The sequence below is a fragment of the Streptomyces sp. NPDC055632 genome, assembly GCF_053618675.1.
Genome location: NZ_JBSHHY010000008.1, coordinates 235713 through 255260, shown reverse-complemented (window position 1 = coordinate 255260; position 19548 = coordinate 235713). Strand labels below are relative to the sequence as shown.

Sequence of the window (19548 nt, the reverse complement as noted above, 5' to 3'; positions counted from 1 at the left end):
GGCAAGAAGAACTCGGGAGTAACAACATGAACCGCAGTGAGCTGGTGGCCGCCCTTTCGTTCGCCCGCCAGAACGCCCCGTACGGCCCGTACGGGGCGGGTGCGTACGCGAACGGGCGGGTACGGACCCGTACGGGCTGACGGACCCGTACGGGCTGACGGACCCGTACGGGCGGCGCGGAAAGCGCGTACGGCCCCCACGCGCGTGCGTGGGGGCCGTACGGACGGACGTGCGCGGGGCCGCTAGACCAGCGCGCTGCCCGGCAGCTCGACCTTGGCGCCGAGCTCGATCAGCTTCTCCATGAAGTTCTCGTAGCCGCGGTTGATCAGCTCGATGCCGTGGACCCGCGAGGTGCCCTGGGCCGCCAGCGCCGCGATCAGGTACGAGAAGCCGCCGCGCAGGTCCGGGATGACCAGGTCGGCGCCCTGGAGCCGGGTCGGGCCCGACACGACCGCCGAGTGCAGGAAGTTCCGCTGGCCGAAGCGGCAGTCCGAGCCGCCCAGGCACTCGCGGTACAGCTGGATGTGCGCGCCCATCTGGTTCAGCGCGGAGGTGAAGCCGAGCCGCGACTCGTACACCGTCTCGTGGACGATGGAGAGGCCGGAGGCCTGCGTCAGGGCCACGACCAGCGGCTGCTGCCAGTCGGTCTGGAAGCCGGGGTGCACGTCCGTCTCCAGGGCGATCGCGTTGAGCGAGCCGCCCGGGTGCCAGAAGCGGATGCCGTCGTCGTCGATCTCGAAGGCGCCGCCGACCTTCCGGTACGTGTTGAGGAAGGTCATCATCGAGCGCTGCTGGGCGCCGCGCACGTAGATGTTGCCGCCGGTGGCCAGCGCCGCCGACGCCCAGGAGGCCGCCTCCAGGCGGTCCGGGAGCGCCCGGTGGGTGTAGCCGTCGAGCCTGTCGACACCGGTGATCCGGATGGTCCGGTCGGTGTCCATGGAGATGATCGCGCCCATCTTCTGCAGGACGCAGATCAGGTCCTCGATCTCGGGCTCCACGGCCGCGTTCGACAGCTCGGTGACGCCCTCCGCGAGCACCGCCGTCAGCAGCACCTGCTCGGTCGAGCCGACCGAGGGGTACGGCAGCCGGATCTTGCAGCCGCGAAGGCGCTGCGGGGCCTCCAGGTACTGCCCGTCCGCCCGCTTCTCGATGGTCGCGCCGAACTGGCGCAGCACGTCGAAGTGGAAGTCGATGGGCCGGCCGCCGATGTCGCAGCCGCCCAGGCCCGGGATGAAGGCGTGGCCGAGGCGGTGCAGCAGCGGGCCGCAGAAGAGGATCGGGATGCGGGACGAGCCGGCGTGGGCGTCGATGTCGGCGACGTTCGCGGACTCGACGTGCGTCGGGTCGAGGACGAGCTCGCCGGGCTCGTCGCCCGGGCGGACCGTCACTCCGTGCAACTGGAGCAGTCCGCGGACCACGCGGACGTCACGGATGTCTGGCACGTTGCGCAGGCGGCTGGGGCCGCTGCCGAGGAGGGCGGCGACCATCGCCTTGGGCACGAGGTTCTTCGCGCCGCGGACGCGGATCTCGCCCTCCAGCGGGGTGCCGCCGTGGACAAGCAGGACATCGTCTGTGCCGGTCATGAATCTCGCGTTCCGAAAGTGGGTCCGACGGGTGGCCAGTGAAAAGGGTAAGGGCCCATGGAACCTCCTCCGGATGCCCGGGGCGACCCGTCAGACGTAATGAATTCGGCACAACACCCTCTGTTCGCGTGATCTTGCGGAGCGTCACCGTCCGGTTGTTCCGGCAGGCCCTCCGCGCTCCCCGGCCCCGTCCCCTCTGAACTGCGGCGGTCCCCGGACTTCCCGCGTTCGCGCCCGACGGGCCACGCGAACGCCGAAGATGCGGGATCATGTCTCGCATGACCGAGGTGTCCTCGCTCACAGGACGGCTGCTCGTGGCCACCCCCGCCCTCGCGGACCCGAATTTCGACCGCGCGGTGGTGCTGCTGCTCGACCACGACGAGGAGGGCTCGCTCGGCGTGGTCCTCAACCGGCCGACGCCGGTCACCGTCGGTGACGTCCTCGCCTCCTGGGCCGGACTCGCCGGCGAGCCGGACGTGGTCTTCCAGGGCGGCCCCGTCTCCCTCGACGCGGCCCTCGGCGTCGCCGTGATCCCCGGTGACGAGGGGCCGCTCGGCTGGCGGCGGGTGCACGGGGCGATCGGCGTGGTCGACCTGGAGACCCCGCCCGAGCTGCTCGGACCGGCGCTCGGCTCGCTGCGGATCTTCGCCGGGTACGCGGGCTGGGGCCCCGGCCAGCTGGAGGCGGAACTCGGCGACGGGGCCTGGTACGTGGTCGAGTCGGAGCCCGGCGACGTCTCCTCGCCGCGGCCCGAGGCGCTCTGGCGGCAGGTGCTGCGGCGGCAGCGCGGCGACCTCGCGATGGTCGCGACGTACCCGGACGACCCGTCCCTCAACTGAGGACGACCCGTCCACCGACCGAAGGCCCGGCTTTCAGTACCCTTGGCGGTTATGAGCACTCTCGAGCCCGAGCGCGGGGCAGGTACGGGGACCCTCGTCGAGCCGACGCCGCAGGTGTCCCACGGTGACGGCGACCACGAGCGCTACGCCCATTACGTCCAGAAGGACAAGATCATGGCGAGCGCCCTGGACGGCACGCCCGTCGTGGCGCTGTGCGGAAAGGTCTGGGTGCCGGGGCGCGACCCCAAGAAGTACCCGGTCTGTCCGATGTGCAAGGAGATCTACGACTCCATGGGCGCCGGCGGCGACAAGGACAAGGACAAGGGCGGCAAGGGCAAGTAAGTCAGGTCCCGCCGTCGGGGCGAGCCGGTGACGGCCCCCGTCGTGCGTGCTTCGGCGCGCGCGACGGGGGCCGTTCCGTTTTCCGGGCTCCTCCGGGCCGGACGCGGCGGGCGCCGTTCCGTTTTTCCGGCTCCTCCGGGAGTGCCCCGTTGCGCAGGGTGCTTTCGCCGGTCACGGAGTGGTTGAGGTGGTCGAGACCTCTTGTCGGCCCGCCCGGAGTCCGCCTAGCCTCACGCGTGTTGTGCAGCGCGAAACGCTCATTGCACATGCTGCAACACATGCACCTGGAGGGGATCCGCCATGAAGCTTCCTGCAAGCGTCACCGCCACGGCCGCCGCACTCCTGCTGGCCGGCCTCACCGCCACCGCCTGCGCGCCCCGGACCACGGACGGGAAGGCCACGACGGACGAGAAGAGCGGCACCCTGCGCGTCTGGCTCTTCCAGGAGGTGAGCAACAAGCCCAAGGAGCAGGCCGTCGAGCAGGCCGTCACCGCCTTCGAGCAGCGCAACAAGGGCGCGAAGGTCGAGGTCGAGTACATCCCCGTCGAGACCCGCGCCCAGCGCGTCAAGGCCGCCTTCAACGACCCCGAGTCGGCCCCCGACCTCATCGAGTACGGCAACACCGACACCGCCGGATACGTCAAGGACGGCGGACTCGCCGACATCAGCGCCGAGTTCGCCGCCTGGGACGAGGCCGAGGACACCGACCCCACCGCCCGCCAGTCCGTCACCGTCGGCGGCAAGGTCTACGGCGCCCCGTTCTTCGTCGGCATCCGCGCCCTCTACTACCGCACCGACGTCTTCCGGGAGCTCGGCCTGACGGCCCCCAAGACCCAGGCCGAACTCGTCGAGACGGCCAAGAAGATCCGCAAGGCCAGGCCCGAGCTGTACGGCATCGCCGTCGGCGGCGCCTACACCTACGGCGCCATGCCCTTCGTCTGGGCCGCGGGCGGCGAACTCGCCACCGCTCAGGGCGACTCGTACAAGGCCGCCATCAACGGCCCGGACGCCCTCAAGGGCATCACCACGTACACCTCGCTCTTCGGCGACGACAACTGTCCGGCCGCCAAGTGCGCCCAGATGGGCGGCAACGCCACCGTCACCGCCTTCGCCTCCGGCAAGGCCGGCATGGCCATCGGCGGCGACTTCAGCCACGCGGCCGTCGAGGCCGGCACGGTGAAGGGCAAGTACGCCGTCGTCCCGCTGCCCGGCACCACCCCCGGCTCCATCGCCCCCGCCTTCGCCGGCGGCAACAACATCGGCGTCCTCAAGAGCAGCCCCCGCCGCACCCTCGCCGTCGACCTCCTCAAGTCCCTCACCGGCAAGGAGACCCAGGGCCGGCTCTTCGACGCGATGGGCTTCCTGCCCACGTACACCGACACCCGCGCCGCCGCCGCCCGGCGGCAGCCCTTCGTGAAGCCCTTCACCGACACCCTCGCCGCCGGTGCGAAGTTCGTCCCGGCGTCCCCCGGCTGGGGCCAGATCGACGCCTCCCTCGTGCTGCCCACGATGTTCCAGGAGATCGTCAGCGGCCGTAAGGACGTCAAGGCGGCGGCCGACGACGCCGCGAAGAAGATGGACGCGGCCTTCGCGCCGGCGGGCTGATCCGCATGACCACCCAGCTCACCCCGCCCGTCGAGAAGCGGACCGGACCGGTCGCGGACCCCGCCCCCGGGACCCGCGGCCCCCGGCGCCCCGGCGCCTGGACCCCCTGGCTCTACCTGCTGCCCGCCCTCGTCGTCCTCGGCGCGCTCCTCGTCTACCCCGTCTACCAGCTGGGCCTGATCTCCTTCCTGGAGTACACCCAGGCCCAGGTCAGCGGCGGCGAACCCACCTCGTTCCAGGGGTTCGGCAACTACACGGCGCTCTTCTCCGACCCCCAGTTCTGGCAGGTCCTCCTCGCCACCGTCCTCTTCGCCGCCGCCTGCGTCGTCACCACGCTCGCCGTCGGCTGCGCCCTCGCCGTCCTCCTCACGCGCGTGCGCGCCCTGCCCCGGCTCGTCCTGATGACGGCCGCGCTCGGCGCCTGGGCCACCCCCGCCGTCACCGGCTCCACCGTCTGGGTCTTCCTCTTCGACCCCGACTTCGGCCCCGTCAACCGGCTCCTCGGACTCGGCGACTTCTCCTGGACGTACGGGCGGTACAGCGCCTTCGCCCTCGTCCTCCTCGAAGTCGTCTGGTGCTCCTTCCCGTTCGTGATGGTCACCGTCTACGCCGGCATCCGGGCCGTCCCGACCGAGGTCCTGGAGGCCGCCGCCCTCGACGGCGCCTCGCAGTGGCGGACCTGGCGCTCGGTCACGGCGCCGATCCTCCGGCCCATCCTGGTCGTCGTCACGATCCAGTCGGTCATCTGGGACTTCAAGCTCTTCACCCAGATCTACGTCATGACGAACGGCGGCGGCATCGCCGGCCAGAACCTCGTCCTCAACGTGTACGCCTACCAGAAGGCCTTCGCCTCGTCCCAGTACAGCCTGGGCTCGGCGATCGGCGTCGTCATGCTGCTGATCCTGCTGGCCGTGACGCTCGTCTACCTCCGCCTGCTGCGACGCCAGGGAGAAGAACTGTGAGCGCCCTCCGGACCCTGGGCGTCCGGCGCCCCGGACGCCTCGCCGCCGAGGCCGTCACCCTCCTCGTCGCCGCCGCCGTCGCCTTCCCGCTGTACTGGATGGTCCTCTCGGCCCTCAAGCCGGCCGGCGAGATCCAGTCCACGGACCCGCGCCCGTGGACGCTCTCGCCGTCCCTGGACTCCTTCCGGCGCGTCTTCGAGCAGCAGGACTTCGGCCGCTACTTCCTCAACTCGCTGGTCGTCGCCGTCACGGTCGTCCTCGCCTCCGCGGTCATCGCCTTCCTCGCGGCGACCGCCGTCACCCGGTTCCGCTTCAGGTTCCGGACGACGCTCCTGATCATGTTCCTGGTCGCCCAGATGGTGCCCGTCGAGGCGCTGACCATCCCGATGTTCTTCCTCATGCGGGACTTCGGGCAGCTCAACACCCTCGGCTCGCTGATCCTGCCGCACATCGCGTTCTCCCTGCCGTTCGCGATCTGGATGCTGCGCGGCTTCGTCCGGGCGGTCCCGGAGGCCCTGGAGGAGCAGGCCCAGATCGACGGCGCGAGCCGCACCCGGTTCCTGTGGCAGATCCTCTTCCCGCTGGTCTTCCCCGGCCTGGTCGCCACCAGCGTCTTCTCGTTCATCTCCACCTGGAACGACTTCCTCTTCGCGAAGTCGTTCATCATCAGCGACACCTCGCAGTCGACCCTGCCCATGGCCCTGCTGGTCTTCTTCAAGCCCGACGAGAACGACTGGGGAGGCATCATGGCCGGCTCGACCGTGATGACCGTCCCGGTGCTCGTCTTCTTCGTACTCGTACAGCGCCGCCTGGTCTCGGGACTCGGCGGGGCGGTGAAGGACTGACGCGATGACCCGTCCCATGGACCTGATCCCGGCGCCCCTGTCGGTCGAGGGGCCGTACCGCTGCGGCTTCCTCCTCGACCGCCGGACGACCCTGTACGCCGCCCCCGGCACCGGGACCACCGAACGCTGGCTGCGCTCCGTGCTCGGCGCCGCCTTCGCGCTCCCGCTGCGGAGCACCGACGACGAGAACGCCACCAACAGCGTCCGGCTGCGGATCGACGACACCCTCGCCCCCGAGGCGTACCGGCTCCACGTCGTGATCAACCAGGTCGTCGAGATCGTGGGCGGCGGCCCGGCCGGCGTCTTCTGGGGCGCCCAGACCCTGCGCCAGCTCCTCGGCCCCGACGCCTTCCGCGAGGCGCCCGTGAAGGAGAAGCCGGTCGCGGGCCTGATCGCGCAGACGATCGAGGACGCCCCGCGATTCGGCTGGCGCGGTCTCATGCTCGACGTCTCCCGGCACTTCACGGCCAAGGAGGACGTCCTGCGCCTGCTCGACCTCCTCGCCGCCCACAAGCTGAACGTCTTCCACTTCCACCTCACCGACGACCAGGGCTGGCGCATCGAGATCGAGCGCCACCCGAGGCTCACCGAGGCCGGCTCCTGGCGGGCCCGCAGCAAGTGGGGCCACCGGGCCTCGCCGCTCTGGACCGACACCCCGCACGGCGGCTTCTACACCCGCGACGACATCCGCGAGATCGTCGCGTACGCCGCCGAGCGGCACATCACCGTCGTCCCCGAGATCGACCTCCCCGGCCACTCGCAGGCCGCCATCGCCGCGTACCCGGAGCTCGGCAACGCCGACGTCGTCGACACCGCCGCCCTCACCGTCTGGGACACCTGGGGCGTCAACCCGAACGTCCTCGCCCCCACCGAGGAGGTCCTCCGCTTCTACGAGGGCGTGTTCGAAGAGGTCCTGGAGCTCTTCCCGTCCCCCTTCGTGCACGTCGGCGGCGACGAGTGCCCCAAGGACCAGTGGAAGGCCTCCCCGGCCGCGCAGGCCCGCATCCGGGAGCTGGGCCTCGCCGACGAGGACGAGCTCCAGTCCTGGTTCGTCCGCCACTTCGACCACTGGCTCGCCGCCCGCGGACGGCGCCTGATCGGCTGGGACGAGATCCTGGAGGGCGGACTCGCCGAGGGCGCGGCCGTCTCCTCCTGGCGCGGCTACGGGGGCGGGATCGCCGCCGCCGAGGCCGGCCACGACGTCGTCATGTGCCCCGAGCAGCACGTCTACCTGGACCACCGCCAGGCGCCCGGCGAGGACGAGCCGATGCCCATCGGATACGTCCGCACCCTGGAGGACGTCTACCGCTTCGAGCCCGTCCCGCCCGGCCTCTCCCCGGAGGCCGCCGCCCACATCCTGGGAACCCAGGCCAACGTCTGGACCGAGGTGATGGAGAACCGCTCCCGCGTCGACTACCAGGTCTTCCCCCGCCTCGCCGCCTTCGCCGAGGTCGCCTGGTCCGCGCTCCCCGCCCCGGAGGCCCGCGACTACACCGGTTTCGAGCGCCGCATGGACACCCACTACCGGCGCCTGGACGCCCTCGGCGTCGACTACCGGCCCCCCTCCGGACCCCTGCCCCGGCAGCGGCGCCCCGGGGTCCTCGGCAGGCCCCTGGAGGGAACGCCCCCGAACGTGTGAGGCCCTCCGCGGCCCCGTCACCCGGGAGCGGCGAACCCCGCCGCCCAAGAGCGGCGAAACGGAACTCGCCGCCGCTCCCGGGACGTCCCGGACGGAACAGTCCTTCGCGGACCCTCGCGCCGGACCGCTCGGAAGATGTGCCAGAGTTGCCACGTCCGGCCTGTGAGCACGTACGGTACGCCCACACGCAGGCGCGACGGCCGGGCACAGTCGGGGACCGCCGGGACACCGGGAAGGGGCAGCGGGTTGACCACGCACGCACCACAGACGGCGCAGGCCGTGACGCTGCCCGCCTCGCTCGACGAGGCCGTCGCGGCGCTCACGGCCATGCCGGCGGCCGTCCCCGTCGCCGGCGGCACCGACCTCATGGCCGCCGTCAACAAGGGCCAGCTCAGGCCCGCCGGACTCGTCGGCCTCAGCCGCATCAACGAGATCCGCGGCTGGCAGTACCAGGACGGCCACGCCCTCCTCGGCGCGGGCCTCACCCACGCCCGGATGGGCCGCCCCGACTTCGCCGCCCTCATCCCGGCCCTCGCCGCCGCCGCCCGCGCGGCCGGGCCGCCGCAGATCCGCAACGCCGGCACCCTCGGCGGCAACGTCGTCACCGCCGCGCCCACCGGCGACTCGCTGCCCGTCCTCGCCGCCCTGGAGGCCGACCTCGTCGTCCTCGGGCCGCTCGGCAGCCGTGAGATCCCCGTCTCCCACCTGCTCGCCGGCCGCGACCTGCTCGCCCCCGGCGAACTCGTGGGCTTCGTCCGGGTGCCGCTGCTCCACGCCCCGCAGGTCTTCCTCAAGGCCACCGGCCGCACCGGCCCGGCCCGCGCCACCGCCTCCGTCGCCGTCGTCCTCGACCCGGCCCGGCGCGGGGTGCGCTGCGCCGTCGGCGCCGTCGCGCCGATGCCGCTGCGCCCCCTGGAGGCCGAGCGCTGGATCGCCTCGCTGGTGGACTGGGACAACGACCGGGGGCTCGCGCCGGAGGCGCTGACGGCGTTCGGCGAGTACGTCGCCGCCGCCTGCATCCCGGACCCGCAAGGGGGCGAGCAACTGCCCCCGGCCGTACTGCACCTGCGGCGCACCGTCGCCGCACTCGCCCGACGGGCACTGGGGAGGGCACTCGCGTGAGCAGCGACGAACAGCACGGGAACCAGGGCGGCTGGGAGCCGATCCCGAAGAGCGAGGGGTACGACGGCGACGCGACCGCCTTCGTGCAGCTCCCGCCGGACTTCATGCTGGACGGCGTGCCCCTGGAGGCGCCCGGCCACGACTACGTGCCGCCGATGATCACCCCGCTCCAGCCGCTCACCCCGCCCCCGGCGACCGACCCGGGCGCCACCGGAAGCTGGCCGGTCCACCCGCCGGTCGAGACGGAGCCGGTACGGCCGTACTTCGACCACGCCCGCGGCCAGGCCTTCGAGCCGGACCGGGGCTACGAGCAGGGTCGGGGCTACGAGCCGGACCAGGTCCAGGGGTACGAGCGGGGCCGGGGCTACGAGCCCGAGCAGCCGCAGGGCTTCGAGCAGCCGCGGGACTACGAGCAGCCGCGGGACTTCGAGCAGCCGCGGGACTTCGAGCAGCCGCAGGGCTTCGAGGGCGACCAGGGCGGTTTCGAGTACTTCGAGCAGCAGGGCGAGCCCTTCGACCGGTCCGGCTACGGCGAGCCGGACCCGCACGCGACGGCCGAGTGGAGCTTCGCGGAGCCGACGGAGCACGCCCCCGCCACCGAGCCCGCCCCCACCCCCGCTCCCGGCCCCGGCGACACGGGCCAGTGGCAGATCCCCGCCGAGGCCCCGGCGACCCTTCCGGGCGGCGCGCCCGCGCCCTGGGCGCTCCGGGAGGAGCCGGAGGCCGAGGCCGGACCCGAGCCGGAGGCCGTCGAGGACGCTGCCCCGGAGGCCGTACAGGACACCCCCGACGCTCCCGGCGCCCCCGAGGCGGACCCGGCTCCCGAGGCGGCCCCCGAAGCCGCGCAGGACGCCCCCGAAGCCGCCCGGGAGGCCCCCGAGTCCGTCCGGGAGGCTTCCGGGGCCGTCCGGGAGGCTCCCGGTCCGGACGACCCCGAAGCGGATCCCGCGCCCGAGACGGACGCCGGTCTCCGCGCGGAGACCGTCCTCGACACGGACGTTCCCGACCCCGTGCCCGCCGTCGCGGCGGAGGTCCACGCCTCCACCGACAGCGACGAGCACCCCCACACCTCGTACACCCTCCGGGTCAACGGCGTGGACCGGCCCGTCACCGGTTCCTGGATCGGGGAGTCGCTGCTCTACGTCCTGCGCGAGCGCCTCGGGCTCGCCGGGGCCAAGGACGGCTGCTCGCAGGGCGAGTGCGGCGCGTGCAACGTGCAGGTCGACGGGCGGCTCGTCGCCTCCTGCCTGGTCCCCGCGGCGACCGCCGCCGGGAGCGAGGTGCGGACGGTCGAGGGCCTCGCGGCCGACGGGGAGCCCTCCGACGTGCAGCGGGCCATGGCCAGGTGCGGCACCGTCCAGTGCGGCTTCTGCATCCCCGGCATGTGCATGACCGTGCACGACCTCCTGGAGGGCAACCACGCCCCCACCGACCTTGAGACCCGCCAGGCGCTCGCCGGCAACCTGTGCCGCTGCTCCGGCTACCGGGGCGTCCTCGAAGCCGTACGGGACGTCGTCGCCGAGCGCGAGGCCGGCGCCGCGGCCCACGCGCCCGAGAGCGCCGACGAAGCCCGCATCCCGCACCAGATCCCGCACCCGCACGACGGAGGCAAGGCGTGAGCAGCGACGCGATCACCGCCGCTCCCACGGTCCCGGTCCCGGACACCTCCGGGCCCCTCGGACAGGAGCCGGCCGCCCACGGCCTCGGCACCTCGCTCCCGCAGGCCGAGTCCCGGGCGAAGACCGAGGGCACCTTCCCGTACGCCTCCGACCTGTGGGCCGAGGGCCTGCTCTGGGCCGCGATCCTGCGCTCCCCGCACCCGCACGCCCGGATCGTCTCGGTCGACACCTCCGCCGCCGTCGCCATGCCGGGCGTACGGGCCGTGGTGACGGCCGCCGACGTGCCGGGCGCGGCCACCTACGGGCGCCGGGTCGCCGACCGGCCCGTCTTCGCCTCCGACCTGGTCCGGCACCACGGCGAGGCCCTCGCGGCCGTCGCCGCCGACCACCCCGACACGGCCCGGCTCGCCGCCGCCGCGATCGCCGTCGAGTACGAGGTCCTCGAACCGGTCACCGACCCGGAGAAGGCGTTCGCGGCCGAGCCGCTGCACCCCGACGGGAACCTGATCCGGCACATCCCGCTCCGCTTCGGCGACCCGGAGGCGGCCGGCGAGGTCGTCGTCGAGGGCCTGTACCGGATCGGGCGGCAGGACCCGGCGCCGATCGGCGCCGAGGCGGGCCTCGCCGTCCCGCGCCCCGACGGCGGCGTCGAGCTGTACACGGCCTCGACCGACCCGCACACCGACCGCGACCTGGCCGCCGCCTGCTTCGGCCTCCTGCCCGAGCAGGTCAAACTGGTCGTCACCGGCGTCCCGGGCGCCACCGGCGACCGCGAGGACCCGGGCTTCCAGATCCCGCTGGGGCTGCTCGCGCTGCGCACCGGCTGCCCGGTCAAACTCACCGCCACGCGCGAGGAGTCGTTCCTCGGCCACGCCCACCGCCACCCCACCCTGCTGCGCTACCGCCACCACGCGGACGCGGAGGGGCGGCTCGTGAAGGTGGAGGCGCAGATCCTGCTGGACGGCGGCGCGTACGCCGACTCCTCGTCCGAGTCCCTGGCGGCGGCCGTGGCCTTCGCCTGCGGCCCGTACGTGGTCCCGCACGCCTTCGTCGAGGGCTGGGCCGTCCGCACGAACAACCCGCCGTCCGGCCACGTGCGGGGCGAGGGCGCGATGCAGGTGTGCGCGGCGTACGAGGCGCAGATGGACAAGCTCGCGGCCAAGCTGGGCGTGGACCCGGCCGAGCTGCGCATGCGGAACGTCATGGCGACCGGCGACATCCTGCCCACCGGGCAGACGGTCACCTGCCCGGCCCCGGTCGCGGAACTCCTCTCCGCCGTACGGGACTTCCCGCTGCCGCCGCTGCCCAAGGACACCCCCGAGGGCGAGTGGCTGCTGCCCGGCGGCCCCGAGGGCGCGGGCGAACCCGGCGCGGTGCGGCGGGGCGTGGGCTACGCGCTCGGCATGGTCCACATGCTCGGCGCGGAGGGCGCCGACGAGGTCTCGACGGCGACCGTGCGGGTCGCGGACGGGACGGCCACGGTCATCTGCTCGGCCGTGGACACCGGTTCGGGCTTCTCGACGCTCGCCCGCCAGATCGTGCAGGAGACCCTGGGCATCGACGAGGTGCACGTCGCGCCCGTCGACACCGACCAGCCGCCCGCCGGACCGGCCGCCCACGGCCGGCACACCTGGGTGTCGGGCGGGGCCGTGGAACGGGCCGCGAAGATGGTCCGCACCCAGCTCCTCCAGCCGCTCGCCCACAAGTTCGGCATGTCGACCGAGCTGCTCCAGATCACCGACGGCAAGATCACCTCGTACGACGGCGTCCTGTCGACGACGGTCACCGAGGCGATGGACGGCAAGGAGCTCTGGGCCACCGCCCAGTGCCGCCCCCACCCCACCGAGCCCCTGGACGACGCGGGCCAGGGCGACGCCTTCGTGGGCCTCGCCTTCTGCGCGATCCGCGCGGTCGTGGACGTGGACGTCGAACTCGGCGCCGTGCGCGTCGTGGAGATGGCCGTCGCCCAGGACGTCGGCCGGATCCTCAACCCGGCCCAGCTCGCCACCCGCATCGAGGCGGGCGTCACCCAGGGCGTCGGCGCTGCCCTCACGGAGAACCTCCGCACCGCCCGCGGCCTGGTCCGCCACCCCGACTTCACCGGCTACGCCCTCCCGACCTCCCTGGACGCCCCGGACATCCGGATCGTGAAGCTGGTCGAGGAGCGCGACGTGGTGGCCCCCTTCGGCGCCAAGGCCGCGAGCGCCGTCCCCGTCGTCACCTCGCCCGCCGCCGTGGCCGCGGCGGTCCGCGCGGCCACCGGCCGCCCGGTCAACCGCCTCCCGATCCGCCCGCAGGCGGCGGTGGCGGCGCCCAACGCGTAGCCGTACCGGGCCCCTCCGTACCGCCGCCGGTGCGGAGGGCCCTCCTCACTCCCCGTACACCGGCATCGCCGCGATCCGGCCGTCCCGCACGAGGAAGACGCGGTTGCCCCCGCTCGCCATCCGGTAGCCGCCCTGGCCCTTCATGCCGAGGGAGAAGAGGCGGTCCCCGGTCTCCTTGTGCACGATCTGGAGGCCGCTGCCGTCGGGGGCGTGGAGCCAGACCGTCGCGCCCTCCACGGCCGGGGGAGCGATCGTGCCGGGGCCCGTGCCGTCCAGGACCTCGTACCAGTCCGTGGACGGGAAGCGGACGCCCGCCAGGGTGCCGTAGCGGTAGGCGTTGTAGGAGTTGAGCGCGAAGACGGCGACGCCGCTCGCGACAGGGGTGCCCCAGCCGACCTCCTCCCTCTGGGCCTCCTCCTCCCACAGGAGGTCGCCCCGGTCGAGGCGGCGGGCGGTCAGCTTCGGGCCGCCGAAGTAGACGATGTTGCTGCTGAGCGACGGGGCCTGGCCGCCGGTGCCCTGGCCCGTGAACTCCCAGACGGTCTTTCCCGTTTCGGCGTCGAGGGCCGCGACCCGGCCGTCCCTGCCGTGGACCACGAGCCGTCTGTCGCCCACGAGGGCCCGCGCGGCGCCGCTCGGGGAGCGGGGCGAGGTCATCGGGCGCGTCCAGACGGTGGCGAGGGTCCAGGCGTCGACGGCCCGCAGTTCGTTCTCCTCCGTCACCAGGTAGACCCGCGTGGCGTCGGCCGCGAGGACGTCCTTCACGCCGGACCCGCTCCGCCAGACGGGCCGGCCGGTGGAGGCCACGAACGCGCGCAGGGCGCCGTCCCCGTCGGCGCCGACCACCATCCGGTCCGCGACGGACACGAAACCGGCGTCCGCGTCGATCCCCTCCGCCCGCCAGCGCTCCTTCCCGTCCGTGACGGACAGGGCCAGCAGGCCGCCCGCCTTCGCCCGTACGACCACCACGTCCCTTACCGGCAGCGGGAGTTCGTCCCCCGGTGCCGTTCCGTCGACCGGGCCCCACAGCGGATCCGGGGCCTCGCCCGGCTCCGTGTCGACGACCGAGACGAAGGCCGCCTCGGGGGTCGCCACGGCCGGCGGCACGTCGGCGGTCGGTGACTTTCCGCCCCGGCTCAGCCACCAGGCGCCCGCCCCGCCGCCCGCGCCCAGGACCGCCACGCCCACGGCCGCGCCGGTGAGGAAGCGGCGCCGGGACGGCGAACGGGACCCGGGCACGGCGGTGTCGGCGGGCGCCGCCAGGCGCTTCACGGCGGCCTCGCGCCGCTTGATGTCCTCCGCGAGCGGCCCCCTGCGCCACATCCGGTCGGCGCCCTTCGGCGGCGCGAAGGCCGCGGCGATCCGCTCGGGCGCCGGGCGGAGCGCCGGGTCCTTCGCCAGGCACGGGCCGATCAGCTCCCGCAGCTCCGGCGGCACCCCGCTCAGATCCGGGGCGCCGTGCACCACCTCGTACTGGAGCGCCGCCACGTGCGCGCCGTCGAAGGCGCGCCGCCCGCTCGCCGCGTGGACCAGGACCGCCCCGAGCGAGAAGACGTCCGCCGCGGGGCCGACCCGCTGCCCGAGGACCTGCTCGGGCGCCCCGTACCCCGGGGTGACCGGGATCTGGCCCGTGGTGGTGAGGGTGAGGCCGTGCTCGGGGCGCGCGATGCCGAAGTCGATGATCCGGGGCCCGGTCGAGGTCAGCACGATGTTCGGGGGCTTCAGGTCCCGGTGGACCAGACCGGCGGCGTGGATGTCGGCCAGCGCGCGGGCGAGCCGGGCGGCGAGGGCGCGGACCGCCGGCGGGTCCATCGGCCCGTACGCGCGGACGGCGTCGTCGAGCGTCGGCCCGGCGAGGAACTCGGCCGCGATCCACGGCCGTCCGCCCTCCGTGTGCGCGCCGAGCACCCGTGCCACGCCCGTGCTCGTGACCGCCCGCGCCATGTCGGCCTCGCGGACGAACCGCTGGGCGAGGTGCGGGTCGTGGGCGAGCTCGGGGCGGAGGACCTTGACGGCGGCGGGCGTCCCGGCGGCGTCCCGGCCGACGTACACCTTGCCCATGCCGCCCTCGCCGAGGACGCCGAGGAGCCGGTACGGGCCGAGCCGGAGCGGGTCGCCGGCGGCGAGGGGCTGCGGGGTCATGAGGATGCTTTCCGGAGAGGAGGTGTGCGGGGGAGGGGGGGTGTCAGGCGAGGGGGAAGGCCACCACGGACGTCTTGCCGGCCCCGAAGAGACGGGTCCGTCCCGGGTCGGCCACGAAGCGGCTCGCCTCCGTCCGGAACACCCAGTCCGAGCGGTAGTCGTCCAGGGCGACCGCGTTGAGACCGCCCCGCACGGGGGTGTACACGTACTTCTCGCCGACCACGGGGGTGGCGAAGAGGTTCGGGGACAGGGGGCGTCCGGACGGTGCCTCCGTCCGGTGCCTGCGGCCGTTGTCGGCCCCGACGGACACCAGGCCCGGGGTCTCCCTCCTCTCCTGCGCGTGGACGAGGCCGTTCGCGACGGCCGGCACCCCGTAGGAGGTGGTGGCGGAACCGGAGCCGTACTCCCAGGCGACGGCGCCGTCCGTGAGCCGCAGGGCCCGCAGCCGGTCGCCGCCCAGGTAGACGTGCCGCTCGTCGGTCACGAGCTGGCCGGGGATGTACGAGGAGGAGTCCTTCAGGGGCAGCCGCCGCCGCCACAACTGGCGGCCGGTGCGCAGGTCGCGCGCCTGGACCAGGAAGGAGTCCAGGTCGCCGCTGTTCTTGCCGAGGACCAGCCGGTCGCCGACGACCCGGGAGAGCCAGGGGCGGACGCCGTCCCACGCGTAGGGCTGCCGCCACAGCTCCCGGCCCGCGCGCAGGTCGACGGCGATCAGGTGCCATCCGGTCCTGAGCGCGTCGTCGTCCCCGGAGACCCAGTCGCCCCGCCGGGAGGAGGCGAAGAGCACGCCGCCGGAGACGGTGAGGAGCATGGTGCCCTTGTAGCTGCCGTCGAAGCCCTTCAGCTCGATCGTCCGGACCGCCTCCTTGCCGGTGCGGGCCGCGAGCGTGCGGATCCGCAGGACGCCGGAGCCCTCCAGCGGGCCCTCCGACCGGAGGAAGACCGTGCCGTCGGTGAGGATCTGCTGCGGATCGACCGACCCGCCGTCGGCCCAGAGCGCGGAGCCGTCGCCCGCCCCGAACACCCGGAGGCCCGAGGTCTCGGCGAAGGCGACGGCCCCGCCCGCGACCAGCGGGACGGCCTGCCGGTCGCGGTCGTACGCCTGCCGCTGCCACAGCGCCGCGGGCGCCCCGTCCGCGCCCGTCGGGGCGGGGACGGCGGTGGGCCCACTGGAGCCGCCCCCGTCCGGGGCGCCGCCGTCCCGCGCGCCCCGCCACGCCCAGAGGCCGCCGCCCGCGCCCGCCGCCCCGAGCAGGGCGGCGCCGCCCACCGAGAACAGCCGGCGGCGGGAGAGCGGGGTGGCGGGTGCGGTCTCCGCCGCCGCGGCCCCCTGCGGGGCCGGGAGCCGGTGCGGGGCGTGCAGCCACACGTCGGTCGCCCGGCGCCCGATGTCGGCGAGCACCAGCGGGGGCAGGTGGTCCGCGAACTCCCCGTGTCCGTCGTGCAGGTGCTCCACGAGGACGGCGGTGGTGGGGCGGGCCGCCGGGTCCTTGGCGAGGCACGCCGTCAGGAGCGGCAGCAGCGCCTCCGGCACGCCGGTGAGGTCGGGTTCGGCGTACCGCACGCGGTACAGGAGGTCGGCGGGGGAGCCCGTGCCGAAGGGGCCGCGGCCGGTGGCCGCGAAGACGAGGACGCCGGCGAGCGCGAACACGTCGCCCGCCGGTGTGTGTTCCCGCCCGCTCGCCTGCTCCGGCGACATGAACGCCGGGGTGCCGGCCGCCGCCCCCGTGCGCGTGAGGTGGTCGTCGCCGGCCGCGCGGGCGATGCCGAAGTCGATGACCTTCGGGCCGTAGGCGGTGACCAGGACGTTCGAGGGCTTCAGGTCGCGGTGGACCACGTCCGAGGAGTGGAGCTGGGCGAGGGCCCCGGCGAGTGCGGCGCCGAGCGCGCGGACGGTCGGCTCGGGGAACGGGCCGCCGAGCGCGACGGCGTCGTCGAGGGGCGGCCCGAGGACGTACTCGGTGGCCAGCCACGGGGTCTCGGCCAGCGGGTCGGCGTCCACGACGGCCGCGCCGTGGCGGGCGCCGATGATCCGCGCCGCGTCCGTCTCCAGCCGGAACCGGCCGCGGAAGGCGGGATCGGCCGCGAGCCGGGCGTGCACGGTCTTGAGCGCGACCGTCCGGCCGCCCGGGGTGCAGGCCAGGTAGACCGTGCCCATGCCGCCGGAGCCGAGGCGGGCGAGGAGGCGGTACGCGGCGACGGAGGCCGGGTCGTCGTGGGTCAGGGGCGACAGCATGAGATCAGGTCCGTGCGGTCCGGGGACGGGGGGCGTGTTCAGGCGTGTACGGGGTCGGGGCGGTGGCGTGTACGGGCGCGGGGCGCGTTCGGACGGGTTGCGGGGACGTGTCCGGGCGCGGGGCGCGTTCAGACGGGTACGGGGCCGGGGGCGGCCCGCCCGGGGAGCGGCGGCGGCTCGGCGGCGAGGAGTTCGGCGGACTGGCGGGCGAGCGCGGCGACCACCCGGCCGGGCAGCCAGCCGGGGGCCAGGAGGGAGGGGGCGGGCGCGGGCGGGGCGAGGGAGGCCGCCAGGGCGGCGGCGGTGGGCCGGTCGGCGGGGTCGCGGGCCAGGCAGGCGGCGACCACCGGCCGCAGTCCGGCCGGGAGTTCGTCCCGCTCGGGCACGGTGTGCCCGGTGGCGGCGTACGCGAGGACGGCACCGAGCGCGAACACGTCCCCCGGCGGGCGCGGCCGTCCCCCGGCCGCCTGCTCGGGGGCGAGGGCCCCGGGATCGACCCCGGGGAGTCCGGCGCGCGGCTCGCCGTCGGGCCCCGCGGCCCGTACCGCCCCGAAACAGCTCAGCAGCGGCCCGCCGGCGGCGATCAGCACGGCGGCGGGGGAGACCCCGGCGTGCGCGAGGCCCGCCGCGTGCACGGCGGCGAGCGTCTCGGCGAGCGCGACCCCGACCCCCCGCACGACCGCCTCGGGCAACGGCCCGCCGTGGACGGCGAGGGCGACGGGGAGGGGGAGGACGGGGAGGTAGGGGGTGGCGTACCAGGGCTGGTGCGCGAGGGCGGAGCCGGAGTGGCCGACGGGCGCCGACACCTCCGTCACCGGTGCGAGCCACGGCCCCGCCAGACGGCGGCCCGCCTCCGCCTCGGCCGTGAAGCGGGCCGGGTCGGCGCCGGGCAGCGGGGTGCTCAGCAGGGCCGTGCGCCCGTCCGGGCCGCGGGCCACGAAGCGGCGGCAGGGAACGGCGGAGCCGGGCGGATCGAGGCGGGTGATCAGCCGGTACGGCCCGATCCCGCGCGCGGACTCCCGCTGCGTGCGCGCCTGCTCCACCGGCTCGTCCCCCCGTCGTCCCGACGCCCCGGGGCCACCGGAGCGGGAACGAGCCTACCGAGGCGGCCGACTTCGGCCACGGGAGGGGCGGAGGACGGGCGCCCGCTTCCCCGGAGGCTTCGGTTGCAGGGGCCTCGGGGCTGTGCTGTCCTGGGAGATGGGACGCGACTCCGAACCGTCGCACGAACTCCGCGATCGGGCCGACCGCCGAACGCGTCGGCCGCCGAATCCGCGGACGCACCGGTCCCCCTCCCCACCGCACCTGATGACTCCCCCTGCCAGGACCGCCCGAACGGTCCTCACCGGGTGAGCGCGTCGGAACGGGAGCAGCGCATGAGGCCCGGAGAGAACCACCCCCGGAAGACCCTGCCGACGCACGGTCCGCTCGGCCGGCGCGTCAACGGCGTACTCGCCTCCCTGGTCCTCGCGACAGGGGCGCTGTTCGCGGCGTCACCTCCCGCGCAGGCCGAGGAGTCACGGACGGGCCAGGCCCTCCCGTACGGCCCCTACACGTGCAAGGCGAGCCTGGTGTGGCGCGAGGCCGTGCCGGGCGACCTCGTGTGCGTGCCGCCGGCCGTGCGGACGAGGGCGCAGCAGGACAACGCCGCCGCCGGGTCGCGGGTCCAGCCGGGCGGAGGCGCCTACGGGCCGGACACCTGCAAGCAGGGGTACGTGTGGCGCGAGGCGCGGCCCTCGGACCACGTCTGCGTCCCGCCCCCCACGCGCGGCTACACCTCGAACGAGAACCGGAACGCGGTCTACGGCTACGAGGACCCGACGGGCCTCCCCGCGGACGGCACGGGCGCCCGGTGGGAGAACCAACTGCGCGTCTGGGGTTCGGGGTTCACCCCGGACCGTCTCATGGAGGTCTGGGGCTTCCACCCGTCCGACCGCTCGTACGGGAAGTCCTCCCGTTCCATGAGGGCGGACGGCGCCGGCCGGGTGAACGGCTTCACGACGGCCAACAGCACCGAGCTCACCTACCGGACGATGTACGTCCTGACGCTCGACCCCTCGACGGGCCTGGTCCGCACCGCAGGGCAGGTGAACGCCCCCAACTTCTGGTGACGCCACCGCCCCGGCCCGCCGCCACGGGCGGGCCCTCGGAGACCGTGATCGGAATCGAACCGACGTAACTCGCTTTGCAGGCGAGTCCCTGAACCACTCGGGCACACGGTCGTGTTGTGCACTGGTACGACCGTAGGGGGCGGTCCGAGGGGGTTCAAGGGTTCGCGGGGCCGTGCCAC

At 74.5% G+C, this 19548-nt stretch carries 14 protein-coding genes and 1 tRNA gene; 10 read left to right on the top strand and 5 right to left on the bottom strand.

Annotated elements, in window-relative coordinates; all coding sequences use genetic code 11:
- Nucleotides 1-242 precede the first annotated feature (242 nt).
- On the bottom strand, nt 243-1583 hold the full coding sequence (gene murA / locus ACWGSR_RS14490) for a UDP-N-acetylglucosamine 1-carboxyvinyltransferase (RefSeq protein ID WP_376231323.1): 1341 nt from the start codon (nt 1581-1583) through the stop codon (nt 243-245).
- Between the two features lie 278 nt (nt 1584-1861).
- Here murA and ACWGSR_RS14485 point away from each other — a divergent pair, with 278 nt between their 5' ends.
- From ACWGSR_RS14485 to ACWGSR_RS14445, 9 genes are all read left to right on the top strand, one after another.
- Nucleotides 1862-2422, top strand: a complete 561-nt coding sequence (locus tag ACWGSR_RS14485; protein WP_366375130.1) for a YqgE/AlgH family protein — start codon at nt 1862-1864, stop codon at nt 2420-2422.
- A 51-nt stretch (nt 2423-2473) separates the two neighbouring features.
- The gene (locus ACWGSR_RS14480) at nt 2474-2764 is read left to right on the top strand and encodes a DUF3039 domain-containing protein (RefSeq protein WP_071267549.1); all 291 of its coding nucleotides are present in this window, start codon (nt 2474-2476) and stop codon (nt 2762-2764) included.
- A 300-nt stretch (nt 2765-3064) separates the two neighbouring features.
- A complete protein-coding gene (locus ACWGSR_RS14475) occupies nt 3065-4369 on the top strand; it encodes an extracellular solute-binding protein (protein WP_453566516.1) in 1305 nt (434 codons plus the stop codon).
- A 5-nt stretch (nt 4370-4374) separates the two neighbouring features.
- Nucleotides 4375-5331 carry a carbohydrate ABC transporter permease gene (locus ACWGSR_RS14470; RefSeq protein ID WP_453566514.1) on the top strand — a complete coding sequence of 319 codons (957 nt, stop codon included), beginning with the start codon at nt 4375-4377 and terminating at the stop codon, nt 5329-5331.
- Nucleotides 5328-6176 (top strand): carbohydrate ABC transporter permease, encoded by an 849-nt coding sequence (locus ACWGSR_RS14465; RefSeq protein WP_376231330.1) that lies wholly within the window; start codon nt 5328-5330, stop codon nt 6174-6176. The genes ACWGSR_RS14470 and ACWGSR_RS14465 overlap by 4 nt, the downstream gene beginning before the upstream one ends.
- Before the next feature lie 4 nt (nt 6177-6180).
- On the top strand, nt 6181-7815 hold the full coding sequence (locus tag ACWGSR_RS14460) for a beta-N-acetylhexosaminidase (RefSeq protein WP_453566512.1): 1635 nt from the start codon (nt 6181-6183) through the stop codon (nt 7813-7815).
- Nucleotides 7816-8061: 246 nt separating this feature from the next.
- A complete protein-coding gene (locus tag ACWGSR_RS14455; RefSeq protein ID WP_030209964.1) occupies nt 8062-8937 on the top strand; it encodes an FAD binding domain-containing protein in 876 nt (291 codons plus the stop codon).
- Nucleotides 8934-10556 (top strand): (2Fe-2S)-binding protein, encoded by a 1623-nt coding sequence (locus ACWGSR_RS14450; protein ID WP_453566509.1) that lies wholly within the window; start codon nt 8934-8936, stop codon nt 10554-10556. The genes ACWGSR_RS14455 and ACWGSR_RS14450 overlap by 4 nt, the downstream gene beginning before the upstream one ends.
- Nucleotides 10553-12880, top strand: coding sequence for a xanthine dehydrogenase family protein molybdopterin-binding subunit (locus ACWGSR_RS14445; protein WP_453566506.1), 2328 nt, complete (start codon nt 10553-10555; stop codon nt 12878-12880). Before ACWGSR_RS14450 ends, ACWGSR_RS14445 begins: the two co-directional genes overlap by 4 nt.
- A gap of 45 nt (nt 12881-12925) precedes the next feature.
- Here ACWGSR_RS14445 and ACWGSR_RS14440 read toward each other — a convergent pair whose 3' ends face one another.
- From ACWGSR_RS14440 to ACWGSR_RS14430, 3 genes are all read right to left on the bottom strand, one after another.
- On the bottom strand, nt 12926-15022 hold the full coding sequence (locus ACWGSR_RS14440; protein ID WP_453566503.1) for a protein kinase domain-containing protein: 2097 nt from the start codon (nt 15020-15022) through the stop codon (nt 12926-12928).
- Nucleotides 15023-15065: 43 nt separating this feature from the next.
- Nucleotides 15066-17258, bottom strand: coding sequence for a protein kinase domain-containing protein (locus tag ACWGSR_RS14435; RefSeq protein WP_453566500.1), 2193 nt, complete (start codon nt 17256-17258; stop codon nt 15066-15068).
- A 128-nt stretch (nt 17259-17386) separates the two neighbouring features.
- Complete coding sequence (locus ACWGSR_RS14430) at nt 17387-18301, bottom strand: serine/threonine protein kinase (RefSeq protein WP_453566497.1); 915 nt, start codon at nt 18299-18301, stop codon at nt 17387-17389.
- A gap of 333 nt (nt 18302-18634) precedes the next feature.
- Here ACWGSR_RS14430 and ACWGSR_RS14425 point away from each other — a divergent pair, with 333 nt between their 5' ends.
- Entirely contained in the window at nt 18635-19369 is a 735-nt protein-coding gene (locus tag ACWGSR_RS14425; RefSeq protein WP_453566495.1) for a hypothetical protein, read from the top strand.
- Between the two features lie 39 nt (nt 19370-19408).
- Here the strand turns inward: ACWGSR_RS14425 and ACWGSR_RS14420 are convergent.
- A tRNA-Cys gene (locus ACWGSR_RS14420) sits at nt 19409-19480 on the bottom strand.
- Nucleotides 19481-19548: the final 68 nt, after the last annotated feature.